This is a genomic window from Sediminimonas qiaohouensis DSM 21189 (assembly GCF_000423645.1).
GTDB lineage: Bacteria > Pseudomonadota > Alphaproteobacteria > Rhodobacterales > Rhodobacteraceae > Sediminimonas > Sediminimonas qiaohouensis.
Window position 1 is genome coordinate 17208 of the sequence record NZ_AUIJ01000008.1, and the last position, 24587, is coordinate 41794.

A 24587-nucleotide genomic window follows, 5' to 3' on the forward strand; every position below is an offset into this window, starting at 1 on the left:
CCTATGTTGCGCGCAACCGCGCACCCTACTTCTGTTGCGCAACCGCGCACCCCAAATGCGAGATGCAAACCGTGACCGAACAATCCGTGCCCAAAGTGCCCACCCTGCCTGACGCGCAAACCATCACTCACGTCAAACACTGGACCGAGCGGCTGTTTTCCTTTCGGGTGACGCGCCCCCGATCGCTCAGGTTCCGGTCGGGCGAGTTCGTGATGATCGGCCTGATGGGCGACAACGGCAAACCCCTGCTGCGCGCCTATTCCATCGCATCACCCAGTTGGGCCGACGAGTTGGAGTTCTATTCGATCAAGGTGCCCGACGGCCCCCTGACTTCCAAGCTGCAGAATATCGAAGAGGGCGACGAGATCATCTTGCGCCCCAAGCCGGTGGGCACGCTGGTCCTGGACGCCCTCTTGCCCGGCAAGCGCCTGTGGATGCTGGCCACCGGCACGGGGATTGCGCCCTTTGCCTCGCTGATGCGCGATCCGGAAACCTATGATCAGTATGACGAAGTGATCATGATGCACACCTGCCGCGACGCGGCAGAGCTGGAATACGGCAAGCAACTGGTCGAAAGCCTGCCCAAGGACCCGTTGATCGGCGAATTTGTTGGCGACAAGCTGCGCTACTACCCGACCACCACGCGCGAGGAAATGGCGTATATGGGGCGGATCACCGACAACCTGAAATCGGGCAAGGTGTTCAAGGATCTCGGCCTCAAGGACGGCATGTCGCCCGAGACCGACCGCGCCATGGTCTGCGGTAGCCTGGGGTTCAACATGGATGTGAAAACCATCCTTGAGGACTTCGGCCTGCGCGAAGGCGCGAACTCGGAACCCGCCGAATATGTCGTCGAAAAGGCCTTTGTCGGGTGAACCAGCCCCGGCCAATGTACCTATGCCGCCGCGCCTTCCCCGCGAAAGGGTCGCGCATGACGTGTTTTTTGCACGGGACAAGAAGCAATTGCGCCTTGAAGTAACCGGCAGGCAAGGGTACGTTGTCAATCTGAAATTTGCCAAAAACTGAAGGAAGAAAGCCATAGCCCGCAGACCTCATAACGCGCCCCCGACGCGCGACACCGGCCCTAGAGTGAACGAGCGTATTCGCGCCCCGGAGATCCGGCTTATTGGCGCAGATGGTGAAAACGTTGGTGTTGTGACGCCCGAGCGCGCGATGGAAATGGCAGAAGATGCCGCGCTTGACCTGGTCGAGATCTCGCCCAATGCCACCCCGCCCGTGTGCAAGATCATGGACTATGGCAAGTTCAAGTACGAACAGCAAAAGCGCGAATCCGAGGCCCGCAAGAAACAGAAAACCATCGACATCAAGGAAGTGAAGTTCCGTCCCAACACGGACACGCACGACTACGAAGTCAAGATGAAGAACGTTTTCAAGTTTCTCGAAGCTGGCGACAAGGTCAAGATCACGCTCAGGTTCCGCGGCCGTGAAATGGCGCACCAGAACCTTGGCCGCGAGCTTCTGGAGAGGGTCGCGGAAGATACCAAGGACGTTGGCAAGGTCGAAAACTTTCCCAAGATGGAAGGCCGGCAGATGATCATGCTGATCGGCCCGACCTCCAAGTAGACAAGCGCGACCGGATCGCCCTGCCCCAGGTATGCGCGGGGCGATCCCGGCACCGCGCGGAGGGAGGTTAAGGGATGTGGGAAGAGCGCTATAGCACCCCTGATTACGTCTTCGGCAAGGACCCGGCGCAGTTCCTGACAGAGCACATGCATTTGCTGCATGCGGGGCAAACCGCCCTGTGCGTCGCCGACGGCGAAGGGCGCAATTCGGTCTTTCTCGCGCAGCAGGGGCTACAGGTCACGGCGCTTGAATACGCGCCGTCCGCGATCGCAAAGGCGCAGAATCTGGCGAAGGCCGCCGGTGTGTCCATCGATATTCAAGAGGCCGATGTCCTGCGCCACCACTGGGCGGATCAATACGACGCGGTGCTTGGCATATTCATCCAATTCGCAGGCCCCGAGGAGCGCGAACAGCTTTTCACCGGAATGAAGCGCAGCGTCCGGCCCGGCGGCCTGATGCTACTGCACGGATACACACCCGAGCAGATCGCCTATGGCACCGGCGGGCCGCCCCATGCCGAAAACATGTATACAAACGGCCAACTGGCAACCGATTTCGACGGCTGGGACATCCTGGAAAACCGCGCCTATGAACGGGACGTTCAAGAAGGGCGCGGCCATTCGGGCCACTCTGCCCTGATAGATTTCGTCGCGCGCAAGCCCGCCCGCTAACGCGCACCTTGTCAGGCGGCCCCAACCACCCGCAGCGCAGGGCGCCTCGGCTGCACGCCGCGAAACTCGTCGATTTCCCTTACCAAATCCGCCAGTTCGGGATCAGCCCGCAATTCGGTAATCCTGCGCTCATACCACTCGACCGACTGCTCGTGCAGGCTGCGCAACTCGGGATCGGCCATAAACGACGACAACCATCCATTCACCAACGCGTCGTAGCGCCGGATGCTGTTGTCTGGAACATCGTTCAAATCAAAGCGCTTCCAATACTGCATGCCAAGGGTATGCGACATGTGATTGGCCCGCCCGCGCGCCCGCTTGACCAGGAAGGTTTCCATCGCACGTAGCGCATAATGATTAACCTGGGCCACTTCGAAAGAGGGCTGAACGCGCTCCCCATCGACGGTAGTTGGCACCCCTCCGGGGGAAACGGTGTTGATACGCCCCTCCCAATCATCATGCGGTATCGGTGCATGAATGCCGACCCGGCGATACTTTTCCAGACCGCAAAACAGGGATTTAACGAACTTTCCCGCCTCCTTGCGCGTGGCGGGCGTGTGTTCAGCCAAGCGGAATTGATGCGTCACCGGCCTGTCGGTAAACCGGCGCACGTCGCCGGGGCCGAAGTTTCGCCATGGGACCGCGATGACATCCGCGCCGGGGCCGGATGCCTCGACCAATGCCCTGACCGATCCGTCGCCGATCTTGATATTGAGGAACTCGTCAACATCACAGACGAAATTCCAATCGGCTTGCTTGACCTCGTCATACCGCAAGGCCTGCTTCAAGGCCGAGCGATGAATGCCCGCGCGCGGCCAGATCCGCGTGGGGTGGTGCCGAACCAACCCCTTGCGCTCAAGCGCGCGCAGCAACTCGCGCGTGCTATCCTCACAATCGTTGGTGCACACTAGAATATTATCGAATCCCAATGACTTGTAGTGCGAAACCCATTCAAGGACGAACGGCCCCTCGTTTTTCATCGTCGAAATGACGGTAAATATATCCTTGGTCACAAGTACTGCCCTTAGATCTATTCTTGCCTGCCTCGTGCCCGCGCCCCGCAAAATCGGAGGCGATAGCACAGCGGTGGGTTTTCCCACTCGTTCTCTTAACGATACAACGAAGAGTCAGTGAATCCAAGAACTTGTCATGTGAAGTTACATCACCGCATACAAATCGTTCCGAATTTGACACAGTTCAAGCAAACGCCGCGGCTCACCGCAACCGCGCGGAAACGCCGTGGATCAGGCGCGCGGCAACCTCGAAAAACGGCCCCTTGGCCCATGTCAGGCGCTCCTTGTGGCTATTCACCGGCGCAATGGGCAGCCCCCCCTCGTCGCCAGACATGAGGGCCCGCGCGATCGCATCACCAAACAGGGTCCCCGGCCCGATGCCACGCCCGGAATAGCCAAAAATCGCGTACCCCCCCTGCCCGATCCGCATAATCTTGGGCAGGTGATCGGACGTCATCGCGATGCGCCCCGACCAGAAATGCTCGAACGGGTGCTCCGCGACGTCGGGAAACCGCCGGGAAAACGCACGCCGCGCCCACGCCTCGTGCAGCCCAAGCGCATCGGGCAACCCCATGGCGCCAAATATCACGCGCCCGGCGCGATCGGTGCGAAAGGCGCTCATGACCTTGCCCGTATCCCAACACCCCTCGCCGCCCGGCAAAATGCGCGCGGCCTGGTTGTGGCCCAAGGGCGCGGTGGCCAGTTGAAAGAAGTTGACCGGCGTCAGGGTCGGCAGCTCTGCGCCTTCAAAGGGTTGGTGATAGGCGTTCGTCGCCACCAGCAAACGCGGCGCCGTCAATGTCCCGCCAGCCGCTTCGACCCGCCATTGATCCGCATCCCGCGCGATGCGCATGGCACAGGTGTTCTCGAACACCCGTGCGTCGGCCTCTTGCGCGGCGCGGGCCAACCCCTTTGCGTAGGCCAGCGGCTGGATCGTGCCGGCGCGCGCATCATGCAGGGCGCCATGTATGCCGGTAATTCCGCTATGGCGGCGCGCCTCTTCGCCCCCCAGCAGGCGCACGGGTGCGCCGCGCTCCTCCTGTTGGCGGTAGCGTTCTTGCAGCTCGGAAAACCCGCCGGGGGCATGCGCACAATGCAACGTGCCGCCGCGCACGGGCTCGCACTCAATGCCGTGCTCTTCGATCAGGTCGAAAACCGTGTCTGGCCCCTTGGCCAGCGCCGTGTTCAGCCGCGTGCCCGCCTCTTGCCCAAGCTCGTCGCACACCGCGTCGGGCGGTAGCCAAAGCCCCGCGTTCACAAGCCCCACGTTGCGCCCCGATCCGCCGTGGCCGACCGTTTCCGCCTCGATCAAGACGACGCTCATCCCCGATTGCGCGGCCGTCAGCGCGGCCGAGCACCCGGTGAACCCGCCGCCTATGACGATCAGGTCGGCGGCGATATCCTCGGCCAGCGCGGGTGCCTCGAACGGCTCGGCGCAGGTGGCCTGCCACAGGTTTTGCATCTTGCCGGCGCGATCCATGCACCCCTCCCAACGGAACCGTAGATGTGGCGCATAACGAAAAAACCATGCGCCTCCCTTCGGTTAGACAGGATCAGAAGAACGCCTGCAAGCCCGTCTGCGCACGCCCCAGGATCAGCGCATGCACATCATGCGCGCCCTCGTAAGTGTTCACCGTCTCAAGGTTCACCAGGTGGCGGATCACCTGGTATTCAAGGCTGATCCCGTTGCCGCCATGCATGTCGCGAGACATGCGCGCAATGTCTAGCGCCTTGCCGCAATTGTTGCGCTTGACCAGGCTGATCATCTCCGGCGCGGCGTTGGCCGCATCCATCAGGCGCCCTACCTGCAAGCTCCCTTGCAGACCAAGCGCGATCTCGGTCTGCATATCCGCCAGCTTCTTTTGAAAGAGCTGCGTTTGCGCCAGCGGCCGCTTGAACTGGTGCCGGTCCAGGCCGTATTGCCGCGCCGCGTGCCAGCAGAACTCGGCCGCGCCCATAGCGCCCCAACTGATGCCATAGCGCGCCCGGTTCAGGCAGCCGAACGGCCCCTTGAGGCCCTCGACATGCGGCAGCAACGCGTCCTCGCCAACCTCGACGCCGTCCATGACGATCTCGCCGGTGATCGAGGCGCGCAAGCTCATCTTGCCCTCGATCTTGGGCGCGCTCAGGCCCGCCATCCCCTTTTCCAGGACAAAGCCGCGGATCTTGCCGCCATGCGCCTCGGATTTCGCCCAGACGACGAACACATCCGCGATCGGGCTGTTGGATATCCACATCTTGGACCCGCTCAGGCGATAGCCGTTGTCGGTTTTCACCGCGCGGGTTTTCATGCCTGCCGGGTCGCTGCCGGCGTCCGGTTCGGTCAATCCGAAACAGCCGATCCATTCGCCGCTGACCAGCTTTGGCAGGTACTTGCGCCGCTGCTCTTCCGAGCCGTAGGCGTAGATCGGATAGATCACCAGGCTGGACTGCACCGACATCATCGACCGGTAACCGGAATCGACGCGCTCGATCTCCCGCGCGACAAGGCCATAGGCCACGTATCCGGACCCAAGGCCGCCGTATTCCTCGGGCGTGGTGACGCCTAGAAGGCCCATATCGCCCATTTCGCGGAAAATCTCGGGGTCAGTCTTTTCCTCGGCAAACGCCTCCGTGACGCGCGGCTGCAGCTTTTCCTGCGCATAGGCACGGGCGCTGTCGCGGATCATACGTTCGTCTTCGGCCAACTGGTCGGACATGCGAAACGGATCTTGCCAGTCAAACGCCCCCAGGTCCGGGGCATCCTTGGCGCGCAGTGCGGGTTTGGTATCAGTCATAGTGGCCTCGCGAGTGAGTTTTCTACATGAGTTTTTTGCGGATTATGTTGAAGCATACAGACCAATATGCGCATATTGAAGCAAGATTTCCGCATCTATTCATGAGTAAACCGCATAGATGATTGCCCCGCGACGCTTCCTTCCCTCGATCGCCTCGCTCCGCGCGCTGGAGGCATTGGACAGGCTTGGCAGCGCCACCGCGGTCGCCGAGGAACTGAACCTCACGCAAAGCGCGGTCAGCAGGCAATTGCAAACGCTTGAGACGCAGCTCGGAGTGACGCTCATCACGCGAACACGGCGGCAGATGACGCTGACGCCCGCGGCCGTGGCCTATGCCGCCGATGTCCGCGCGGCGTTGCAGAAAATCGCGCAGGCGGCCCTGAAACTGCAGGTCAAGCCGGAGGGCGGTACCGTGAACCTGGCCATCCTGCCCACCTTTGGCATGCGGTGGCTGGTGCCCCGGCTGGCGGACTTCGCGCGCCTTCATCCGGACATCACGATCAACATGTCCACCCGCCTCTCACCGTTTAACTTCGCGTCGGAACCCTTTGACGCGGCTATACATTTCGGAACTCCGGATTGGCCGGGAACCGATCACATGCGCCTGCGGACCGAGCGGGTAATCGCCGTGTGTGCGCCCCCGCTTCTTGAGGGGGTCAAGATCAACGGGCCCGAGGATGTTGGCAAACTACCGCTTTTGCACATCGAAACCCGCCCCGATGCCTGGGCCGAATGGCTGTCGGCCTATGGCGTGGCCGGCGACCCCCTGACCGGGACGCTGTATGACCAGTTCTCAACGATAACGCAGGCGGCCTTGCATGGGCTGGGCGTGGCGCTTTTGCCTGATTACCTGGCGGAACAGGATCTTGCCACGGGGCGCCTTGTGCGCGCTTGGGGCGGTCCGATCGAGATGCAAGGCGCCTATTACCTTGTCTGGCCCAAAAGCCATGCCCACGACCCCGCAGTGACTCGTTTTCGCGATTGGCTGGCCACGCAGAGCGAGGACGAGGATCCACTGCCAAGATAATAAATATCACAAAAGCGATTTAAACTTAATATTATTAAGGTTTATAGGAAAAATTCTTGTCTAATTGCGACATAATCGCATGACTCATGATGTCGGCAGAACAATGCAGAACGTGCTGCCCTCGCCCGGCGCGCTGTCGATCAACAACCGCCCGCGATGGCGGTTCACGATGTGCTTGACGATCGCAAGGCCAAGGCCCGTCCCCCCCTTCTCGCGCGAGCGGTGGCTGTCGACCCGGTAAAACCGTTCGGTCAAGCGCGGGATATGCAGCGGGTCGATGCCGGGGCCGGTATCGCGCACGCAGATGCGCACCGCCTCGGCGCGCAATGCAGGGTCCTGCGCCGGCCCCGTTATGGATAGCGTCACCGTCCCACCCCTGCCGCCATACTTGATCGCATTCTCGACAAGGTTGGTCACGACCTGGCGAAGCTGGTCCGGCTCGGCCGGCACCATGATCGCGCTTTCGGGCATCTCATGTACGATCGTCACATCCGAGCCGCCCGCCAAATGGGTCAATGTGCGCGACGCGCCTTCCACCAGCTCGACGATATCCACGGGGTTGGCCGGGCGCATCCGCTCTTCCGCCTCGACCTGGCTGAGCGAGAGCAGATCGCGCACCAACCGGTTCATGCGCTCGGCCTCGTGCTCCATGATCCCGAGAAACCGCTCGCGCGCCGCCGCATCGTCCCGCGCCGGGCCGCGCAGTGTCTCGATAAAGCCCAACAGCGCAGTCAGGGGCGTGCGCAATTCGTGGCTGACATTGGCAACGAAGTCGCGCCGCATCTGGCCGACCTGTTCCATGTGGGTCACGTCTTCGAAACAGGTCAAAACGCCTTGCCCCTCCTGCAGGGCTACGAACCCGCAGTTGACCGCATACGTCACGTCCTGTTGGCCATCATTGGTCAGGTACCGGGCCGTGCGCGCCTCAAGCGACGAGCGACAGCCATCCACCGCGTGCAACACCGTTGGCTGCCGCACCACCGTAGTCAGAAGCCGCCCCGCCGGGGGCTGCCCAAACAGGCGCGCCGCCGCCGCGTTGGCGGCAACGATACGGTCATCGGCGCCAACGAACAGGGCGGGCATCGGCACCGCCTCCAGCAATCCATCAAGCCCCTGCGTCATGCCCCTGCCCTTTGTTGTGGCCGACAATCAGTCCGATTGCGCCGTTTGTGCGGCCTCGGCTGCGGTGGTGAACACCTTGCACAGTTCTCCGATGTCCTCCAGTCCGACGGAGACGCGAAAGAACCCCTCAGACATGCCAAGCGCGGCGCGGGTTTCGGCGCTCATGGCGCGGTGGGACGAACTGGCCGGGTGCGATAGCGTGGTTCCCACGTCCCCCAATGTCGGCGCGAAAGCCAGACCATCGGCAGCGCGGGTAAAGGCGTTGGCCGCCGCGCGCCCGCCCGTCAGCTCAAAGCTGACCATGTTGCACCCCTGCCCCCCCAGTAACGCGCGCGCACGGGCCGCGTCGGGGTGATCGTCGCGCGTGGGATAAAGCACCCGCTTCACCGCGGGCAACCCGGCCAGGTGATCCGCCAGCGCCGCCGCGTTGTCCTGCGCCCGCTCGAACCGCAGGTCGAACGTGGCAAACCCGCGCTCGGCCAGCCAGCAATCGAACGGGCTGGGCGTCAGGCCGGTGGTGACGGCGAAATCATAGATCGCCTTTTGCACCTCGGCGTCGCGGGCCACGGCATAGCCCAATGTCACGTCGGAATGCCCGGCCAACAGCTTGGTCACCGAATGAATGACGATGTCGGCGCCCACCTCGAACGGGCGATAGCCGCGCGGCGTGGTAAAGGTGTTGTCCACGACCAGCAGGATCCCCTTCTCTCGCGCAAGGCGCGCAAGGCCCTCCATGTCGGCCACCCGCAGCGTCGGGTTCGAGACGACCTCGATCAGGATCATCCGCGTCTCGGGGCGGATCGCCTCGGCAAAGCGCGCGGCGTCGGTCGGGTCGGCAAGTGTCGTCTCGATCCCCATGCGCGGCAAATCCTGCCCCATCAGGCGCAGCGAGCGACCATAAAGCTGATCGCCCCCAACGACATGATCGCCGGCCTTCAGCAGCCCCATCATCACCGCCGTGACCGCCGCCATGCCCGAGCCGGTCACGACACCGCCACTCGCGCCCTCCATCGCGTCGAGGCGCGCGGCAACCACATCGGCATTGGGGTGCCCCTCGCGGGCATAGGTGTAGCCTTGCACGTCCCCATCGTATTGCGCATCCAACTCATCGGGGCTGTCGGAGGCGTAGACAACCGAGGGGCTGAGCGGTGTGACAACAGGGGTGGACACGCTATCGGGAAAGGCGACAGGGCGAATGAGCGAAGGGCGTGAATTGCGCATCAGGGATCTCCTTTTGCGCAGATCAGTGCCACAGGGGCACGGCACCGGCAAGCAAGCAATGCGCGGGCGGCCCCACTCATTGCCCTGCGCCTTTGCCAGGAGGCCGGTGAAACAAGCACGGATTATACAGTCGATAAACCGACGCGATACCGACGCATATTTTCCTGGTAATGCAGGGCGCTGGCCCGCAGCATCTCGATCGCCTGCTCGTCAAGTGCGCGCACCACTTTGCCCGGCGCACCCATCACAAGGCTGCCGTCCGGGATCTCCTTTCCCTCGGTCACCAAGGCACCCGCACCGATCAGGCAATTGCGCCCGATGCGCGCACCGTTCAACACCGTCGCCCCCATCCCGATCAGGCTGTTTTCACCGATAATGCAGCCATGCAGCATCGCCTTGTGCCCGACGGTGCAGCCGGGCCCAACCGTCAGCGGAAAGCCCATATCGGTGTGCATGACGCAGTTTTCCTGCACGTTTGATCCCGCACCGATGCGGATCTCCTCGTTGTCGCCGCGCAGGGTGCATCCGAACCAGACCGACGCCGCGGTTTCCAGCACCACCTTGCCAATCAGGTTGGCATCGGGCGCAACCCAAGTGTCATCGGCGATCTGGGGAACATGGCCATCGAGTGCGTAGTAAGTCATTGCATCTCCTCGAATTCTTCGTGCAGGGCCTTCACATGCGCGTTCAGTCCCGGTTGCTGTAGCCGCTTGAGGCGCGCGGCCTCGACAATCGTCTGGAGCCGCCTGCTCGTTTCCTCAAGATCGTCGTTGATCAGGACGTAATCGTACTCGGCCCAATGGCTGATCTCGTCCCAGCTCTTGCGCATGCGTTTTGCGATCACCTCGTCGCTATCCTGCCCGCGCGAGACCAGCCGATGATGCAATTCCTTGATCGACGGAGGCAGGATGAAGATCGAAAGCGTGTGCTGCCCCAGTGCCGAATTCTGGATTTGCTGCGCCCCCTGCCAATCGATGTCGAACAGGACATCGTGCCCCGCATCGATCGCATTTTCCACCGGCCCGCGCGGCGATCCGTAGAAATTGCCGAACACATGCGCATGCTCCAGCATGTCGCCGTTCGCGACATCGCGCTGAAACTTCGCGTCCGTCAGGAAATGGTAATCAGTCCCGTCCACCTCCCCCTCACGCGGGGTCCGGGTGGTGGCCGACACCGAAAAGGAAAGGGTCGGGTCCCAGTCGCGCAACCGCCGGGTCAACGTGGATTTACCGGCGCCCGAGGGCGAGCTGAGGATGATCAAAAGGCCGCGGCGGGTTGCGGGCATGGGTGTGTCACTCCACGTTCTGAACCTGTTCGCGCATTTGGTCGATCACCGTCTTCAGGTCCAGCCCAATGCGCGTCAGGGCGGTTGACTGCGCCTTGGCGCACAGGGTGTTTGCCTCGCGGTTGAACTCCTGGCACAGGAAATCCAGCTTGCGGCCCACCGGGCCATCGGCATCAAGCAGATCACGCGCCGCGGTGACATGTGCACGCAGGCGGTCCAACTCCTCGGTGATATCGGATTTGACGGCGATCAATGCCAATTCCTGCGCCACGCGGGCCTCGTCGGCGGTATCGACGTTGTCCATCACCCGCGCCAGCGCGGTCGTCATGGTCTGGCGTTGCTCGGCACTTCGGGCCTGCGCGGCTGCGCTGGCCTGTTCGACCAGGCTGGCGACCTGTTCCAATTGGTCCACCAGAATAGCATGCAGGGCTCGCCCCTCGTCCGCACGCATTTTGCGAAAAGCCTCCAGCAGCGTCTCGAAATCCGACAGCAGCACCTTGAGCAGGGCGCCGGTATCCGCATCGGCGCTGCGCGCCTCTAGGACGCCGCGTTGCGACAGAACATCGGCAGCGGTCGCAGGGGCCAGCGACAGGCCCCGCTGCATCGCTTGCGCCTCGATCTCGGTCATCGCATCCAGCACCGCGCCAAGCGCCGGCTGATTGAGGGCCATCTCGCCGCCCGCGTCTTCGCGGGTAAGGCGCAGGTTCAAGGTAACGCTCCCGCGCGACAATGACCGGGACACCCGGGCACGAAGCTGCGCCTCCAGCCCCTCGATCCAGTCCGGCACCCGAATGCGCAGATCCAGCCCCTTGGCGTTGACGCTGCGCAGCTCCCAACTCCAACTGGCGCCTGCGCCGCTGTTCTTGGCTGCGGCAAACCCGGTCATCGACTGTATCACGTGGCTCTCCCGTCCCGGTCTTGGCAGACCTAAGCCATTTGCGCCCCGAAGGGCAAGACGGGCCGCGCGCGGCCTCTCGCCGAATTCCGTCGCCAGGATTAACCAACCGTAAAGAATTTGTGCGCAATTATTCTTAAATCGCGGTAGATTTGGGATCGGATGGTATTTCGACGACATCGCGAAAACCTGTTGTCAAACGGCAATCGGGCTCGCGACATCTGATATGCAACGCTGGGGGGCGGCATGTCACGCGCCAGCAACACACAAGGGTGGAGGCGGAGCCGTGAGCTTTGCACAGGATGAAACAGTGGGCGTTGTCAGCTTGGCAGCGCATCGCAAAGGGCGAAACGGCACGCGTCCACTGGCGCAGGTCGATGCCTACTGGCACGCGCTCTATTCCCAAGGCGGCATACCGGTTCGGGCGGATATCAGTCCGCGCGGAATCGAGGGCGCCCTGCAGCATTGCTTCGTGATCGAGCGCGTGGCGCATCACGTCGTGCGGTTTCGGGTCGCCGGGCACGCCCTGTGCGACCAGATCGGAATGGAACTGCGAGGCATGCCGCTGAGCGCGCTGTTTTCCCCGCCAACCCGCGAGCAATTGCGCACCGTCCTGCCAGCAATCTTCGAGCAGCCCGCGCTATGCCATCTGGAACTGAAGGTGAAGGGCGACAGCGGGCAGCCCCCGGTGAGCGCGCGCATGATCATGTTGCCACTGCGGGGGCACACGGGGGCCATAACCCACGCCTTGGGCGCGATCGAGGTGAACCCGAATGCGGAGGCAATCGCGGGGCCATCTCCGCGACGCTTTGACGAGATGACCGCGCGATTGCAAAGGGTTCCCGCCCGCGTGGAAATCGGGGCCAGACCCGACCGGGCAGAGCCCGCGCAAGGCATTGCCGAGCGGGCACGCCCGTTCCGACCCGCCCGCGCGCCGCGTCACTTGCGCCTTATCGATAGCGACACCTGAGCGCGCTTACCCGACGTGCGCGGCCCGCGCATCACGCATCGACGACAGCTCTTCCGCCACGAGAAAGGCAAGCTCCAGCGACTGACTGGCGTTGAGCCGCGGATCGCAGGCGGTGTGATACCGCGCCGAGAGGTCCTCGTCGCTGACGGCACGCACGCCGCCGGTGCATTCGGTCACATCCTGCCCCGTCATTTCGAAATGCACGCCGCCGGGAATGGTGCCCTCCGCGCGATGAACGGCAAAGAACTCCTGCACCTCGCGCAGCACGGCATCGAAGGGGCGCGTCTTGTACCCCGACGAGGACTTGATCGTGTTGCCATGCATCGGGTCGCAAACCCATACGACATTCGCGCCCTGCTCTTGCACGGTTCGGATCAGGCGCGGCAGATGTTCGGCCACGTTCCCGGCCCCGAACCGCGCGATCAGGGTCAGGCGCCCGGCCTCGTTGTCTGGGTTGAGCTTGGCCAGCAGCACCTTCAGATCCTCCGGCGTCATCGACGGCCCGCATTTCAGGCCAATCGGATTGAGAACGCCGCGCGCGTATTCCACGTGCGCGCCATCGGGCTGGCGCGTGCGGTCGCCGATCCAGATCATGTGCCCGGAGCCGGCAAGCCATTTGCCGGACGTGGAATCCAGACGCGTCAGCGCCTCTTCGTATTCCAGCAGAAGCGCCTCGTGGCTGGTGTAGAAATCGACCGTTTGCAAGGTATGCGCGCGGTCGCTGTCCACGCCAGCAGCCTTCATGAAATCCAGCGTATCGCTGATCCGGCTGGCCATGTCGCGATACTTGGCGGCTTTCTCGCCTTCGGTAAATCCAAGCGTCCACTGGTGCACCTGGTGCACGTCGGCATAGCCACCCGTCGAGAACGCCCTGAGCAGGTTCAGCGTGGCCGCCGCCTGCGTGTAGGCCTGCAGCATCTTCGCCGGATCGGGAATGCGGGCAGCCTCGGTGAAATCCAGCTCGTTGATGATATCGCCGCGGTAGCTGGGCAATTCCAAATCGCCTTGCATCTCGGTCGGGGCGCTTCGTGGTTTGGCGAACTGCCCGGCCATGCGCCCCACCTTGACCACCGGAACCTTGGCGCCATAGGTCAGCACCATCGCCATTTGCAGCATCACCTTGAACGTGTCGCGAATGGCATCGGCACTGAAGGCCGAGAAGCTTTCGGCGCAATCTCCGCCCTGCAAAAGGAACGCCTCGCCGCGCGCGGCCTGCCCGAGGGCGGATTTCAGCTTGCGCGCCTCGCCCGCGAACACAAGCGGCGGATACTTGGACAACTGCGCCTCTACCGCGCCAAGAGCGGCGGCATCGGTATAGTCAGGCATCTGAACCCGGGGCTTGCTGCGCCAATCGGTCTTTTGCCATTCAGTCATCTGTCTTCTCCGGGCTAACGTTTACGCACCGGCTTATACAAAACTGCCTCGTCAGAAGCCATACGCGATTTTCAACCTCTTGACCTTATTGCGGCGTTCGGTCCAACTGGATAATACAAGACGCTGTGCGTTATTGCCGCCCCCCTCCCGCTCCGAAAGGACAGCGCCGACATGACCTCACAACGCCAGGTGATCGAGGTTGAAAGCGACAAGCCGCGTCGCTTTGTCTTCGTATTGATGGAGCAGTTCACGCTGCTGTCGTTTTCTGCAGCGGTCGAAAGCCTGCGCATTGCCAACAGAATGGCCAACAAAACCCTTTATGAATGGGAGGTCGTCGGCGAAGGCGGCACCACGATCGTGTGCTCGGCGAATATCGAGTTCAAGCTTGATGGCGATCTGCCAGAGCTTCGGCGCGACGACACCATGGTGCTGTGCAGTGGCATCGGCGTGCAGCAGGCTACGACGCGCAAGCTGTTGAACTGGATTCGCCGCGAGGCGCGCAAGGGCCTGATGGTGGGCGGGCTGTGCACCGCGGCCTACCCGATGGCATGCGCCGGAATTCTTGATGGCAAGCGCGCCACGATCCACTGGGAAAACCAGGACAGCTTTGCCGAGGAGTTCGACCAGGTATCATTGACCAAGTCGGTGTTCGTGATCGACGGCAACCGCATGACCACGGCGGGCGGCACATCGTCGGTGGACCTGATGCTCAAGCTGATTGCCAATCACCACGGCGAGGAATTGGCGAACGCGGTGGCCGATCAGCTGATCTATTCCTCGATACGCACCGATCAGGACACGCAGCGCCTGAGCGTTCCGACACGCATCGGCGTGCGTCATCCAAAGCTCAGCCAGGTCATCCAGATGATGGAGGCCAATATCGAGGAACCGATCAGCCCCTCGATCCTGGCGCGCGAGGTGGGCATGTCCACGCGCCAGTTGGAGCGGCTGTTTCGCCGCTATCTGAACCGCAGCCCCAAGCGGTATTACATGGAACTGCGCCTATCCAAGGCGCGCAACCTGCTGATGCAGACGGATATGAGCGTGATCAACGTGGCGCTGGCATGTGGCTTTGCCTCGCCCTCGCATTTTTCCAAGTGCTACCGCGCGCATTACGACACCACCCCCTATCGCGAGCGCGGAAGCCACGCGACGCGCCTGTCGATATGATGCGCCGGGTCATCTTCACGGCTTTAGCCGGTAGATGGCCCCATGCCCTTCGCTGAGGATCCATAGCGCGCCATCGGGCCCTTCGTGCAAGGCGCGGATGCGCAGGGTCTCGGGCGCGTGCAAACGCGCCACCTCGCGCAGCGGCGCCCCGCGCAACTGCGCGATCATGTCGAACTTGAGCGAACCGACGAAGAAATCCCCGCGCCACTCCGGCGCGCCCTGGCCCGAGTGAATGACCAAACCAGACGGCGCAATGGATGGGTCCCAGTAGAATTCGGGCTGCTCCATGCCTTCCTTGTGCGTGCCTTCCCCTATCCGCGCGCCTGAATAGTGACGGCCATAGGCGATCACCGGCCAGCCGTAATTCGCCCCTTTGCGGATCAGGTTCACCTCGTCGCCGCCACGCGCCCCGTGTTCGTGCACCCATAGCCTTCCCTGCGTATCGAACGCGGCGCCCTGCGGGTTGCGGTGCCCGTAGGACCAGATCTCGGGCAAAGCCCCCTCTCGCCCGACAAACGGGTTGTCTGGCGGCACGGAGCCATCGCGGGCAAGCCGGATCACGGTCCCGTTATGCGTTCCCGGATCCTGCGCGGAGGGGCGCGTGCCGCGCTCGCCAATCGTCAGAAACAGGTGCCCCTGCGGCCCCTCGACGACGCGCCCGCCAAAGTGCCGCCCGCCTTGGCCGACGGTCTTGGCCTCGAACAGAACGCGCAGTCCCTCCAGTTGCGCCCCGTCCCGCGAAAGCCGCCCTGCGGCCAATGCCGTGACGGCCCCGCCACCGGCGTGCGGCGCGGCGTAGCTGATGATAACCTCTCGTGTCTGGGCAAAATCGCGCGGCACCATGAGATCAAGCAAACCGCCCTGCCCGATCGCGGCAACCTGCGGGACGCCAGAAACCTGCCGCCGTGCGCCCCCATCCGCCGGCAGGTACCACAGCCGCCCGCCGCGCTCTGTCACCAGCATCGCGCCACCTGGCAGGAACCCGATCGACCAGGGCACATCGAACCCCTTGGCCATCAATTCGGGCTCGATCCGTTGGCGCGGCGCCGGGTCCTGCTGGGCGATTGCCGGTGCAACCCACCCCGCCAACATCGCTAAAATCATGGCTCTTCTATGCATTTCTCGATCCCCCAAGGCGTCGTGATTTCGAGGCACAGCTCAACACATAGGTCTGCAAGTGGCAAAATCGCGGTCAAGAGCAAGTCCGCCACGGGGAGTGCCACATTTTTCAGCACAAGCCGCCACACAGACACTTTTCTTTTGATCCGAGGCGCAATAGGGTCCGAGGCGGACTTATCGTTCCAATAAGGGAGATTGTTAAATGAAAAAGATGATGATGATGGCAACCGCTGCAACGGCCCTGATGGCTGGCAGCGTGTCCGCCGAGGACGTCAAGATCGGTGTCATTCTGGGCTATACCGGCCCGATTGAATCGCTCACGCCGCACATGGCCGAAAGCGCCGAACTGGCGATGTCCGAGATCAACGACAGCGGCGCTTTCATGGATGGCATGACACTGGTGCCCGAACGCGCGGATTCGACCTGTATCGACAGCTCAGCCGCGACCGCAGCGGCGGAACGGCTGATCACGTCCGAAGGCATCAAGGGGATCATGGGCGCGGACTGCTCCGGCGTAACCGGCGCGATCCTGTCCAATGTGGCCGTGTCGAACGGCATGGTGATGATTTCCCCCTCGGCCACGTCGCCGGGCCTGACCACGGCAGAGGACAACGGCTTCTTCTTCCGCACGGCACCGTCGGATGCACGCCAGGGCCAGGTTCTGGCCGACATCCTCAAGTCGCGTGACATCAGCGAAGTCGCGGTAACCTACACCAACAACGACTACGGCAAGGGCCTGTCCGACAGCTTTGTCTCCAGCTTCGAAGAAGCCGGCGGCACCGTGACGCTGGCCGCCCCGCACGAGGACAACAAGGCGGATTACTCGGCCGAAGTTGGCGCGCTGGCCTCGGCCGGCGGAGATGTCCTGGTTGTGCTGGGCTATGCTGATTCGGGCGGCAAGGGCATGATCCGCGCCTCGCTCGACACCGGCGCGTTCGACACCTTCATGATGGGCGACGGCATGTATGGCGATGCCCTCATGGACGAGGTCGGGGCAGAAATGCCCGGCTCGTTCGGGGCCGTTCCGTGGAGCTCGGGCCAAGGCGCCGAAGCCTTTGCCGAGATCACCGACGCGGCCGGCATCAACGGCGGCAGCTCGTTCACCCGCGAAAGCTATGACGCGGCGGCGCTTATTGCGCTGGCGATGCAGTCGGCCGGAACGGTAGAGCCGGGCGAGTACAAAACCCACGTGATGGACGTGGCCAACGAGCCAGGCGAAAAGATCTATCCCGGCGAGTTGGGCAAGGCGCTGAAGATCCTGGCCGACGGCGGTGAGGTGAACTACGAAGGCGCCACCAACGTGGAGCTGATCGGCCCCGGCGAAGCCGCTGGCACCTACCGCGAGTACGAGATCAAGGACGCGGATTTCGAAACGGTGCAATTCCGCTGAGTCGAAACAGCCAAGAATCGCAAACAGCCCGGACCTCTCCGGGCTGTTTCAATATCAAGACAGGCGCAGACAATGCGCGGTTGGGGGAACACCCATGATCAAGGTCGAAGACCTGCACAAGCATTTCGGAGGGTTTCACGCGGTCGACGGTGCCTCTCTGGAGATCGCCGAGGGCACGATCACCGGACTGATTGGACCGAACGGCGCGGGAAAAACCACTCTTTTCAATGTAATAGCCGGCGTTCTGTCGCCCACGTCGGGCAAGGTGACAATGGCGGGCGAGGACATCACCGGCCTGCCGCCGCATAACCTGTTTCACAAGGGCCTGCTGCGCACCTTTCAGATCGCGCATGAGTTTACCTCGATGACGGTGCGCGAGAACCTGATGATGGTCCCCGGCGACCAATCGGGCGAGCGGATCTGGAACACCTGGTTCGGGCGCCGCCGTATCGCCGATCAGGAACGCGCCCTCAGGGCCAAGGCCGACGAAGTGCTGGAATTCCTGACCATCGATCACCTGCGCGACGAGAAGGCCGGCAACCTGTCCGGCGGGCAGAAAAAGCTGCTGGAGCTGGGGCGCACCATGATGGTGGACGCGCGTATCGTGTTCCTCGACGAGGTCGGCGCAGGCGTGAACCGCACCCTGCTCAACACCATCGGGGACGCGATCGTGCAGCTCAACCGCGAACGCGGCTACACCTTCGTGGTGATCGAGCACGACATGGATTTCATCGAACGCCTGTGCGATCCGGTCATCTGCATGGCCGAGGGCAAGGTTCTGGCCGAAGGCACGCTGGCCGAGATCAAGGCCAATGAACAGGTGATCGAGGCGTACCTGGGCACCGGCCTGAAGAACAAGGAAAAGGTGGACGCATGACAGGACCGGCCCATTGCACCCCGCAGCGCGACCGCACGCCAGCCTCGTCGCTGCCAGGGGGCGCTGCCCCCGTCGCCCTTCGGGCGACCCCCCCGGAGTATTTCAAGCAAGATGAAGAGGGACGCAGATGAGCGACAATCCCTATCAGGACGACCGGGGGAACAAGGATCTGACGATCACCCGCCCCGAAGGCACCAGCCAGCTTGGCGCGCATCCCGGCACCGGCCACCCGATGGAAACGTCCCAGGCGTTCCTGATCGGTGACAGCATGACAGGAGGCTACGGCAAAGGGCCCGATATCCTGCACGCGTGCACCATCGCGGTGAACCGCGGCGAAATCGCGGTTATCGTCGGCCCCAACGGGGCGGGCAAATCCACCGCGATGAAGGCCGTTTTCGGCATGCTGGACCTGCGGGAGGGATCGGTGCGGCTGGACGGTGAGGACATCACCGACCTGTCTCCGCAGGACCGGGTGGCAAAGGGCATGGGCTTTGTTCCGCAGAACTCTAACATCTTCACCTCGATGACGGTCGAGGAGAACCTCGAGATGGGGGCGTTTATCCGGCGCGACGATATCCGCCCGACAATGGAGCAGGTGTATGACCTGTTTCCCATCCTGCGCGACAAGCGGCGCCAGGCGGCGGGCGAGCTGTCGGGCGGGCAGCGCCAACAGGTTGCCGTGGGCCGGGCCTTGATGACGCAGCCCAAGGTGCTGATGCTGGACGAGCCGACGGCGGGCGTCAGCCCCATCGTCATGGACGAGCTGTTCGACCGGATCATCGAGGTGGCCCGCACCGGCATCCCGATCCTGATGGTCGAGCAGAACGCACGCCAGGCGCTGGAGATCGCCGACAAGGGTTATGTCATGGTGCAGGGGCGCAATGCCTACACGGGCACGGGCAAAGAGCTGTTGGCCGATCCCGAAGTGCGCAAATCGTTCCTGGGGGGCTGAGGTATGGAATTTTTCAACGCAATCGTGGCGCTGTCCAACTTCGTCGTCATTCCCGCCCTTGCCTATGGCAGTCAGCTTGCGCTCGGGGCGCTTGGGGTGACGCTGATTTACGGGATCTTGCGCTTTTCCAACTTTGCCCATGGAGACACGATGGCCTTTGGCACCATGGTCACGATCCTGATGACGTGGTGGTTCCAATCTATCGGCATCGGGCTTGGCCCACTGCCCACGGCGCTGCTGGCGATGCCGTTCGGCATCGTGGGCTGCGCGGCGATGGTGCTACTGACCGACCGGACGGTGTACCGGTTCTACCGCGCGCAAAAGGTCAAGCCGGTGATCCTGGTGATCGTGTCGATGGGCGTCATGTTCGTGATGAACGGGCTGGTGCGTTTCATCATCGGGCCCGGCGATCAGCGGTTTGCCGATGGCGAGCGGTTTGTCATCACCGCGCGCGACTTCAAGACGATGACCGGGCTGGACGAGGGCATGGCGATCAAGTCGACGCAGGGGATTACCGTGGTGACGGCCGTCATCGTGGTGGGGCTTTTGTTCTGGTTCCTGACCTACACGCGCACGGGCAAATCCATGCGCGCCTATTCCGACAACGAGGATCTGGCGCTTCTGTCCGGCATCAATCCAGAGCGCGTTGTGCTGGTGACATGGCTGATCGTGGCGGCGCTGGCGACGGTGGCGGGCACGCTTTACGGGCTGGACAAGTCGTTCAAGCCGTTCACCTATTTCCAGCTTCTGCTGCCGATCTTTGCCAGCGCCATCGTCGGTGGCCTCGGCAGCCCGTTAGGTGCCATCGCGGGCGGCTTCGTCATCGCCTTTTCCGAGGTGACGATCACCTATGCGTGGAAAAAGGTGCTGGTCTACCTGCTACCAGAAAGCCTTGAGCCATCGGGCCTGGTACAGCTGTTGTCGACCGATTACAAATTCGCGGTCAGTTTCGTCATTCTCCTGATCGTTCTGTTGTTCCGCCCCACGGGCCTGTTCAGGGGGAAATCGGTATGAACCCAGTCATGAAAAACACCGCTCTGTTCATCGCCATGGCCGTGTTGTTACTGCTGACGGGGATCGTGCAAAGCTGGAATTCGGCGCTGCTGATCCTCAACATGGGTCTTATCAGTGCGATCATGGCGCTTGGCGTGAACCTGCAATGGGGTTTTGCGGGGCTGTTCAACGTGGGCGTGATGGGGTTTGTCGCGCTTGGCGGGCTGGCCTCGGTCCTGATAACGATGCCCCCGGTTCCAGAGGCCTGGGCCGCAGGCGGGCCCGGTGTTTTGCTGGGGTTGCTGCTGGGTGCGGCAAGCATCGGCATTGCGATCTGGGCCTACCCGCGTCTGCCCAAAGGGCGTGTGCGCGTTCTGGGCATGGGCGCCATCCTGGTGATCGGTTTCATCGTCTATCGCGCCGTGTTCGACCCGGCGGTCGCGGCGATCGAGGCCGTCAATCCGGCGACCTCGGGCTATCTTGGCGGGCTGGGGTTGCCTGTTGTGCTGGCCTGGCCGGTGGGCGGTGTGCTGGCGGCGGGGGCGGCTTGGATCATCGGCAAATCGGCGTTGGGGTTGCGGAGCGACTACTTGGCGATTGCAACGCTGGGGATTGCCGAGATCATCATCGCCATATTGAAGAACGAGGACTGGTTGTCGCGCGGGGTGAAGAACGTGATCGGCCTGCCGCGCCCGGTGCCCAACGAGATCGATCTGCAGAACGATCCCGGCTTCGTGTCAACGGCGGAGGGGCTGGGACTGGACCCGGTCACGGCGTCATCGCTCTATGTCAAGTTCGGCTACGCGGTGCTGTTCACCATCGTTCTGCTGATCCTGCTATGGCTGGCACAGAAGGCTTTGCACAGCCCCTGGGGCCGCATGATGCGCGCCATTCGCGACAACGAGACCGCCGCCGAAGCCATGGGCAAGGACGTAAAAGGCCGGCATTTACAAGTGTTTATCCTTGGGTCTGCCGTGTGCGGCATTGCCGGTGCAATGATGACCACGCTGGACGGCCAGCTAACGCCGGGCACCTATCAGCCGCTCAGGTTCACCTTCCTGATCTGGGTAATGGTGATCGTCGGGGGCTCTGGCAACAACCTCGGCGCGGTGCTTGGCGGGTTCCTGATCTGGTTCCTGTGGGTACAGGTCGAGCCGATCAGCGGCTTCGTGATGGACGTGATCACCGCCGGTATGGCCGAGGATAGCGCGGTGCGGGCGCACCTGCTGGACAGCACGGCGCACATGCGGTTGCTGACCATGGGCGTGATCATGCTGCTGGTGCTCAGGTTCAGTCCACGCGGCCTGATCCCCGAGAAGTAGGCCGCGGCGCGAATCGGACATAGCGTACGTTTCACAGCGTGGGGCGTCCGATACGTACGGATGCCGCGAAAGACGCGGGTTAACCGGGCGCGCGGTGGGGGAATGGCCCCCGCCGCGCGTCTGTTTCCATTCCGGGCGAGCGCCTGCCCGCGGGGTGGCGCGGCAACGACCGAGCTGGTCACTTTATCCCGGCCACATACTTACACCATATCAATGGCAGTGCCCGGCCTCCAAAGCGCCAGCCCGTCACGCCAGAGGCGTGCCGACTCTACCAATGGCGCACCTTCGGTGCTCTACCAATGGCGCACCTTCGGTGCGACGGAACGGGTCATTCTGAAAGCATGCCTCTGGCATGGCCGCTCGCCCTACGCCCTGCGGGCGCTATTCGGACGGGACGCGCAGCGTTGGCGGGCGCGAAATCCGCATTGCGGGCGGCTGGGTATCGTGGACGCTATCGGCCTTGAGCGGCCCCCACTCACGCTTGAAGATGCTGCAGCGTGTAGCGTTACGTAATGCATAGCACCCCCTTTCAAGAAGTATTCTTTCGGAGGCGGCGGCGAAATATAATCCCTACTATTTTTGTTTACTTTTCCCGAGAGTTGTTTTATCGACCCGTCCGAGACCCAGCGCGACGCCAGGCAAAATCCGAAAATCAGAATACGGGAACGGGATATGTTCTTTACGCGCGCGGCTGTGTCCGTCTGCGCCTTGGTCGCGGCTATGCCGGTCTTGGCGCAAGGCACCATCGAACTTGAGCAGATCACTATCGAAGGCGAGGCGACCGACGGGTTCTTCGGCGAAGCAGTGGCCACCAGCACCGGCACCATCACCAAGACCGGCGATGCCATTGCTGAAACCCCGCGTTCAGTCAGCGTGGTGACAAAACAGCAACTGCAGCAGCGCGGCGCGCGCACGATAGAGGATGCGCTAAAATACACCCCGGGCGTGACCGCCGGACAGTGGGGACTAGACGCGCGGTCGGACTGGTCTCTGGTCCGTGGCTTCAGCCCCACGACGTTGCATGATGGTCTGCCCGCCCGCTATGGATACTACAACGACACCACGCCCGAACCTTTCATGCTCGACAGCGTCGCCATACTGCGCGGCCCGGCCTCGGGCCTCTATGGCAGCGGCTCGGTCGGCGGCGTGGTCAATACCACGTCCAAGACCGCGGCACAGGACGCCCCGAACCTGTGGCAGTTGCAGGTCGGCTCGCATGACCGGCTGCAGGGCGGGGTCGATGTCAGCGGCGATCTGAACGCAAGCGGCACGCTGCGCTATCGCTTCGTCGGGTTGGCGCGGGATTCCGAGACGCAGGTGGATTTCTCGCAGGACGAGGTTCTTGCCTTCGCCCCGTCGATCACATGGCGGCCGTCCGAGGATACCGAGCTGACGGTTCTGGCCAACTACCAGGACGCCGACCGCAGCCCGCTGATCCAGTTCGCCTCGCTTTACGGCACGCTGCAGCCCGCCACCGGCTTCGGCAACGGCGCCTTCCTGCCCAACAGCCTCTTCATCGGTGAGCCGGATTTCGACACGTTCGAAACCGAGCAGCGCAGCATCACCGCCATGTTCAAGCACCGCTTCAACGCGACCTGGAGCATGAATGCGAACTTTCGCTATCTCGAAGGCGAGGCCGAGTACCAGCACGCCTGGTGGGCCTTCGACAATTTCGCCAACGGGCGCTACAATCCCGACGGCACGATCAACCGGACTTTTTATCGCGCCGAGAACGACCTGAAGACCCTTGCACTCGACAGCTACGCCACCGCCGAATACGCGTTGGGAGGGGTGCAGATGCGGACCATCCTGGGGGCCAGCTACACGCGTGGCACCCATGATTCCGACATCGGCTACGGGGCCCAGGTCGCGCCCATCGACCCGTTCAACCCGGTCTACGCGGGGTTCAACCCGATCACCGTGACCGACACGCCGGGTACCTCGGTGGATGAATGGGGCGTCTACGCCCAGAACCGCGCCAGCTTCGACCGCTGGATCGTCGATTTCGGCCTGCGCTATGGCGCCATCGAGACCGGCGCGTCCAACGGCAGCTTCGGCACCACCACACCGGCGGCCGAGGATGACAAATTGACGGGCAACGCGGCGGTGATGTACCGGTTCGACAACGGCCTCGCCCCCTATCTCAGCTATGCCACCAGCTTCCAGCAGGACGCCATCGGCACCGACGCGGCCGGAAACCCTTTCGATCCAACCGAAGGCGAACAGGTTGAACTGGGCGTCAAGTACCAGCCCGCCGGCACGGACATGCTGCTCTCGGCGGCGCTGTTCGACCTGACCAAGTCGAACATGCTGGTGCAGGATCCTGCCAACCCCGGCTTCCAGATCCAAACCGGCGAGACAACGGCCCGCGGTCTCGAAATCGAAGCCTATCGAAGCTTTGGCAACGTGTCGCTTCAGGCGGCCTATACCTATCTGGGCACCGAAAACGCGGCAGGGTTCGACATCGCGCAAGCACCCAGCCATGCGGCCTCGCTCTGGGTGGATTACAAGCCGGCCGACATGTTGCCGGGTTGGCAGTTCGGCGGCGGTATGCGTTATACCGGCACCTCCTGGGACGGAAGCGGAACGCAGGCCACACCGGCCTACACCCTGTTAGACGCCTCGATCGGCTACGAGCGGGACAACTGGCGTCTGGCGCTCAACATCACGAACCTCACCGACGAGCGCTACGTCACCACCTGCCAGAGCGGCGCGTGCTATTTCGGCGAGGGCCGGACCGCACTTCTGACCCTCTCCTCCACCTTCTGAACTCCGACGGGTGGCCCCAGTTGCAGGGGTCACCTCCCTTTTCCAGGACCCTTGCG

General features: G+C 62.9%; 22 protein-coding genes. 12 read left to right on the forward strand and 10 right to left on the reverse strand.

Features of this window, described 5'->3' with window-relative positions:
* Positions 1-62 precede the first annotated feature (62 nt).
* From G568_RS0108495 to G568_RS0108510, 3 genes are all read left to right on the forward strand, one after another.
* Complete coding sequence (locus tag G568_RS0108495; protein WP_037373901.1) at positions 63-875, forward strand: ferredoxin--NADP reductase; 813 nt, start codon at positions 63-65, stop codon at positions 873-875.
* 214 nt (positions 876-1089) lie between these two features.
* Entirely contained in the window at positions 1090-1584 is a 495-nt protein-coding gene (gene infC, locus G568_RS0108505) for a translation initiation factor IF-3 (RefSeq protein WP_245582917.1), read from the forward strand.
* A 74-nt stretch (positions 1585-1658) separates the two neighbouring features.
* The gene (locus G568_RS0108510) at positions 1659-2255 is read left to right on the forward strand and encodes an SAM-dependent methyltransferase (RefSeq protein ID WP_026757625.1); all 597 of its coding nucleotides are present in this window, start codon (positions 1659-1661) and stop codon (positions 2253-2255) included.
* 11 nt (positions 2256-2266) lie between these two features.
* On the opposite strand, the gene G568_RS18545 is transcribed toward G568_RS0108510, so the two are convergent.
* The 3 genes from G568_RS18545 to G568_RS0108525 form a co-directional block, all read right to left on the reverse strand.
* Positions 2267-3268: a glycosyltransferase family 2 protein gene (locus tag G568_RS18545; RefSeq protein WP_051202864.1), complete on the reverse strand. Its 1002-nt coding sequence runs from the start codon at positions 3266-3268 to the stop codon at positions 2267-2269.
* 202 nt (positions 3269-3470) lie between these two features.
* The gene (locus G568_RS0108520; protein WP_026757626.1) at positions 3471-4748 is read right to left on the reverse strand and encodes an NAD(P)/FAD-dependent oxidoreductase; all 1278 of its coding nucleotides are present in this window, start codon (positions 4746-4748) and stop codon (positions 3471-3473) included.
* A 73-nt stretch (positions 4749-4821) separates the two neighbouring features.
* A complete protein-coding gene (locus G568_RS0108525) occupies positions 4822-6045 on the reverse strand; it encodes an acyl-CoA dehydrogenase (RefSeq protein ID WP_026757627.1) in 1224 nt (407 codons plus the stop codon).
* Between the two features lie 118 nt (positions 6046-6163).
* Between G568_RS0108525 and G568_RS0108530 the strand changes: the two genes are divergently transcribed.
* Entirely contained in the window at positions 6164-7072 is a 909-nt protein-coding gene (locus G568_RS0108530; protein ID WP_026757628.1) for a LysR family transcriptional regulator, read from the forward strand.
* 84 nt (positions 7073-7156) lie between these two features.
* On the opposite strand, the gene G568_RS0108535 is transcribed toward G568_RS0108530, so the two are convergent.
* From G568_RS0108535 to G568_RS0108555, 5 genes are all read right to left on the reverse strand, one after another.
* A complete protein-coding gene (locus G568_RS0108535; RefSeq protein WP_026757629.1) occupies positions 7157-8194 on the reverse strand; it encodes a sensor histidine kinase in 1038 nt (345 codons plus the stop codon).
* Positions 8195-8221: 27 nt separating this feature from the next.
* On the reverse strand, positions 8222-9415 hold the full coding sequence (locus G568_RS0108540; protein WP_026757630.1) for a trans-sulfuration enzyme family protein: 1194 nt from the start codon (positions 9413-9415) through the stop codon (positions 8222-8224).
* A 122-nt stretch (positions 9416-9537) separates the two neighbouring features.
* On the reverse strand, positions 9538-10059 hold the full coding sequence (locus G568_RS0108545) for a gamma carbonic anhydrase family protein (RefSeq protein WP_026757631.1): 522 nt from the start codon (positions 10057-10059) through the stop codon (positions 9538-9540).
* The gene (gene gmk / locus G568_RS0108550) at positions 10056-10700 is read right to left on the reverse strand and encodes a guanylate kinase (RefSeq protein ID WP_026757632.1); all 645 of its coding nucleotides are present in this window, start codon (positions 10698-10700) and stop codon (positions 10056-10058) included. Before gmk ends, G568_RS0108545 begins: the two co-directional genes overlap by 4 nt.
* Before the next feature lie 7 nt (positions 10701-10707).
* Positions 10708-11598 carry a YicC/YloC family endoribonuclease gene (locus tag G568_RS0108555; RefSeq protein ID WP_245582918.1) on the reverse strand — a complete coding sequence of 297 codons (891 nt, stop codon included), beginning with the start codon at positions 11596-11598 and terminating at the stop codon, positions 10708-10710.
* A 283-nt stretch (positions 11599-11881) separates the two neighbouring features.
* Here G568_RS0108555 and G568_RS18550 point away from each other — a divergent pair, with 283 nt between their 5' ends.
* Positions 11882-12565, forward strand: coding sequence for a PAS domain-containing protein (locus G568_RS18550; protein ID WP_169576947.1), 684 nt, complete (start codon positions 11882-11884; stop codon positions 12563-12565).
* A gap of 6 nt (positions 12566-12571) precedes the next feature.
* Here the strand turns inward: G568_RS18550 and G568_RS0108565 are convergent, their stop codons facing one another.
* Positions 12572-13939, reverse strand: a complete 1368-nt coding sequence (locus G568_RS0108565; protein ID WP_026757634.1) for a class II 3-deoxy-7-phosphoheptulonate synthase — start codon at positions 13937-13939, stop codon at positions 12572-12574.
* A gap of 171 nt (positions 13940-14110) precedes the next feature.
* Between G568_RS0108565 and G568_RS0108570 the strand changes: the two genes are divergently transcribed.
* The gene (locus G568_RS0108570) at positions 14111-15109 is read left to right on the forward strand and encodes a GlxA family transcriptional regulator (RefSeq protein WP_026757635.1); all 999 of its coding nucleotides are present in this window, start codon (positions 14111-14113) and stop codon (positions 15107-15109) included.
* A 15-nt stretch (positions 15110-15124) separates the two neighbouring features.
* Here G568_RS0108570 and G568_RS0108575 read toward each other — a convergent pair whose 3' ends face one another.
* Positions 15125-16213, reverse strand: coding sequence for a PQQ-dependent sugar dehydrogenase (locus G568_RS0108575; RefSeq protein WP_245582919.1), 1089 nt, complete (start codon positions 16211-16213; stop codon positions 15125-15127).
* Between the two features lie 217 nt (positions 16214-16430).
* Here G568_RS0108575 and G568_RS0108580 point away from each other — a divergent pair, with 217 nt between their 5' ends.
* The 6 genes from G568_RS0108580 to G568_RS0108605 all read left to right on the forward strand — a co-directional run bounded on the left by G568_RS0108580 (position 16431) and on the right by G568_RS0108605 (position 24531).
* A complete protein-coding gene (locus tag G568_RS0108580; protein ID WP_026757637.1) occupies positions 16431-17618 on the forward strand; it encodes an ABC transporter substrate-binding protein in 1188 nt (395 codons plus the stop codon).
* A gap of 94 nt (positions 17619-17712) precedes the next feature.
* Complete coding sequence (locus G568_RS0108585; protein WP_026757638.1) at positions 17713-18495, forward strand: ABC transporter ATP-binding protein; 783 nt, start codon at positions 17713-17715, stop codon at positions 18493-18495.
* A gap of 127 nt (positions 18496-18622) precedes the next feature.
* Positions 18623-19447: an ABC transporter ATP-binding protein gene (locus G568_RS0108590; RefSeq protein WP_084627363.1), complete on the forward strand. Its 825-nt coding sequence runs from the start codon at positions 18623-18625 to the stop codon at positions 19445-19447.
* A 3-nt stretch (positions 19448-19450) separates the two neighbouring features.
* On the forward strand, positions 19451-20461 hold the full coding sequence (locus G568_RS0108595; protein WP_026757640.1) for a branched-chain amino acid ABC transporter permease: 1011 nt from the start codon (positions 19451-19453) through the stop codon (positions 20459-20461).
* Positions 20458-21762, forward strand: a complete 1305-nt coding sequence (locus G568_RS0108600) for a branched-chain amino acid ABC transporter permease (RefSeq protein WP_026757641.1) — start codon at positions 20458-20460, stop codon at positions 21760-21762. The genes G568_RS0108595 and G568_RS0108600 overlap by 4 nt, the downstream gene beginning before the upstream one ends.
* Positions 21763-22434: 672 nt before the next feature.
* On the forward strand, positions 22435-24531 hold the full coding sequence (locus G568_RS0108605) for a TonB-dependent siderophore receptor (RefSeq protein ID WP_026757642.1): 2097 nt from the start codon (positions 22435-22437) through the stop codon (positions 24529-24531).
* Positions 24532-24587: the final 56 nt, after the last annotated feature.

Bases quoted from the DNA above. Each gene is read 5' to 3' on its own strand.
- G568_RS0108510 (WP_026757625.1), top strand. From the start codon at position 1,659: ATGTGGGAAGAGCGCTATAGCACCCCTGATTACGTCTTCGGCAAGGAC.
- G568_RS0108565 (WP_026757634.1), bottom strand. From the start codon at position 13,939: ATGACTGAATGGCAAAAGACCGATTGGCGCAGCAAGCCCCGGGTTCAG.
- G568_RS0108590 (WP_084627363.1), top strand. From the start codon at position 18,623: ATGAGCGACAATCCCTATCAGGACGACCGGGGGAACAAGGATCTGACG.
- G568_RS0108595 (WP_026757640.1), top strand. From the start codon at position 19,451: ATGGAATTTTTCAACGCAATCGTGGCGCTGTCCAACTTCGTCGTCATT.
- G568_RS0108530 (WP_026757628.1), top strand. From the start codon at position 6,164: ATGATTGCCCCGCGACGCTTCCTTCCCTCGATCGCCTCGCTCCGCGCG.
- G568_RS0108585 (WP_026757638.1), top strand. From the start codon at position 17,713: ATGATCAAGGTCGAAGACCTGCACAAGCATTTCGGAGGGTTTCACGCG.
- G568_RS0108535 (WP_026757629.1), bottom strand. From the start codon at position 8,194: ATGACGCAGGGGCTTGATGGATTGCTGGAGGCGGTGCCGATGCCCGCC.
- G568_RS0108525 (WP_026757627.1), bottom strand. From the start codon at position 6,045: ATGACTGATACCAAACCCGCACTGCGCGCCAAGGATGCCCCGGACCTG.
- G568_RS0108495 (WP_037373901.1), top strand. From the start codon at position 63: ATGCAAACCGTGACCGAACAATCCGTGCCCAAAGTGCCCACCCTGCCT.
- gmk (WP_026757632.1), bottom strand. From the start codon at position 10,700: ATGCCCGCAACCCGCCGCGGCCTTTTGATCATCCTCAGCTCGCCCTCG.
- G568_RS0108605 (WP_026757642.1), top strand. From the start codon at position 22,435: ATGTTCTTTACGCGCGCGGCTGTGTCCGTCTGCGCCTTGGTCGCGGCT.
- G568_RS0108600 (WP_026757641.1), top strand. From the start codon at position 20,458: ATGAACCCAGTCATGAAAAACACCGCTCTGTTCATCGCCATGGCCGTG.
- G568_RS0108545 (WP_026757631.1), bottom strand. From the start codon at position 10,059: ATGACTTACTACGCACTCGATGGCCATGTTCCCCAGATCGCCGATGAC.
- G568_RS0108570 (WP_026757635.1), top strand. From the start codon at position 14,111: ATGACCTCACAACGCCAGGTGATCGAGGTTGAAAGCGACAAGCCGCGT.
- G568_RS0108580 (WP_026757637.1), top strand. From the start codon at position 16,431: ATGAAAAAGATGATGATGATGGCAACCGCTGCAACGGCCCTGATGGCT.
- G568_RS0108520 (WP_026757626.1), bottom strand. From the start codon at position 4,748: ATGGATCGCGCCGGCAAGATGCAAAACCTGTGGCAGGCCACCTGCGCC.
- G568_RS0108575 (WP_245582919.1), bottom strand. From the start codon at position 16,213: ATGATTTTAGCGATGTTGGCGGGGTGGGTTGCACCGGCAATCGCCCAG.
- G568_RS0108540 (WP_026757630.1), bottom strand. From the start codon at position 9,415: ATGCGCAATTCACGCCCTTCGCTCATTCGCCCTGTCGCCTTTCCCGAT.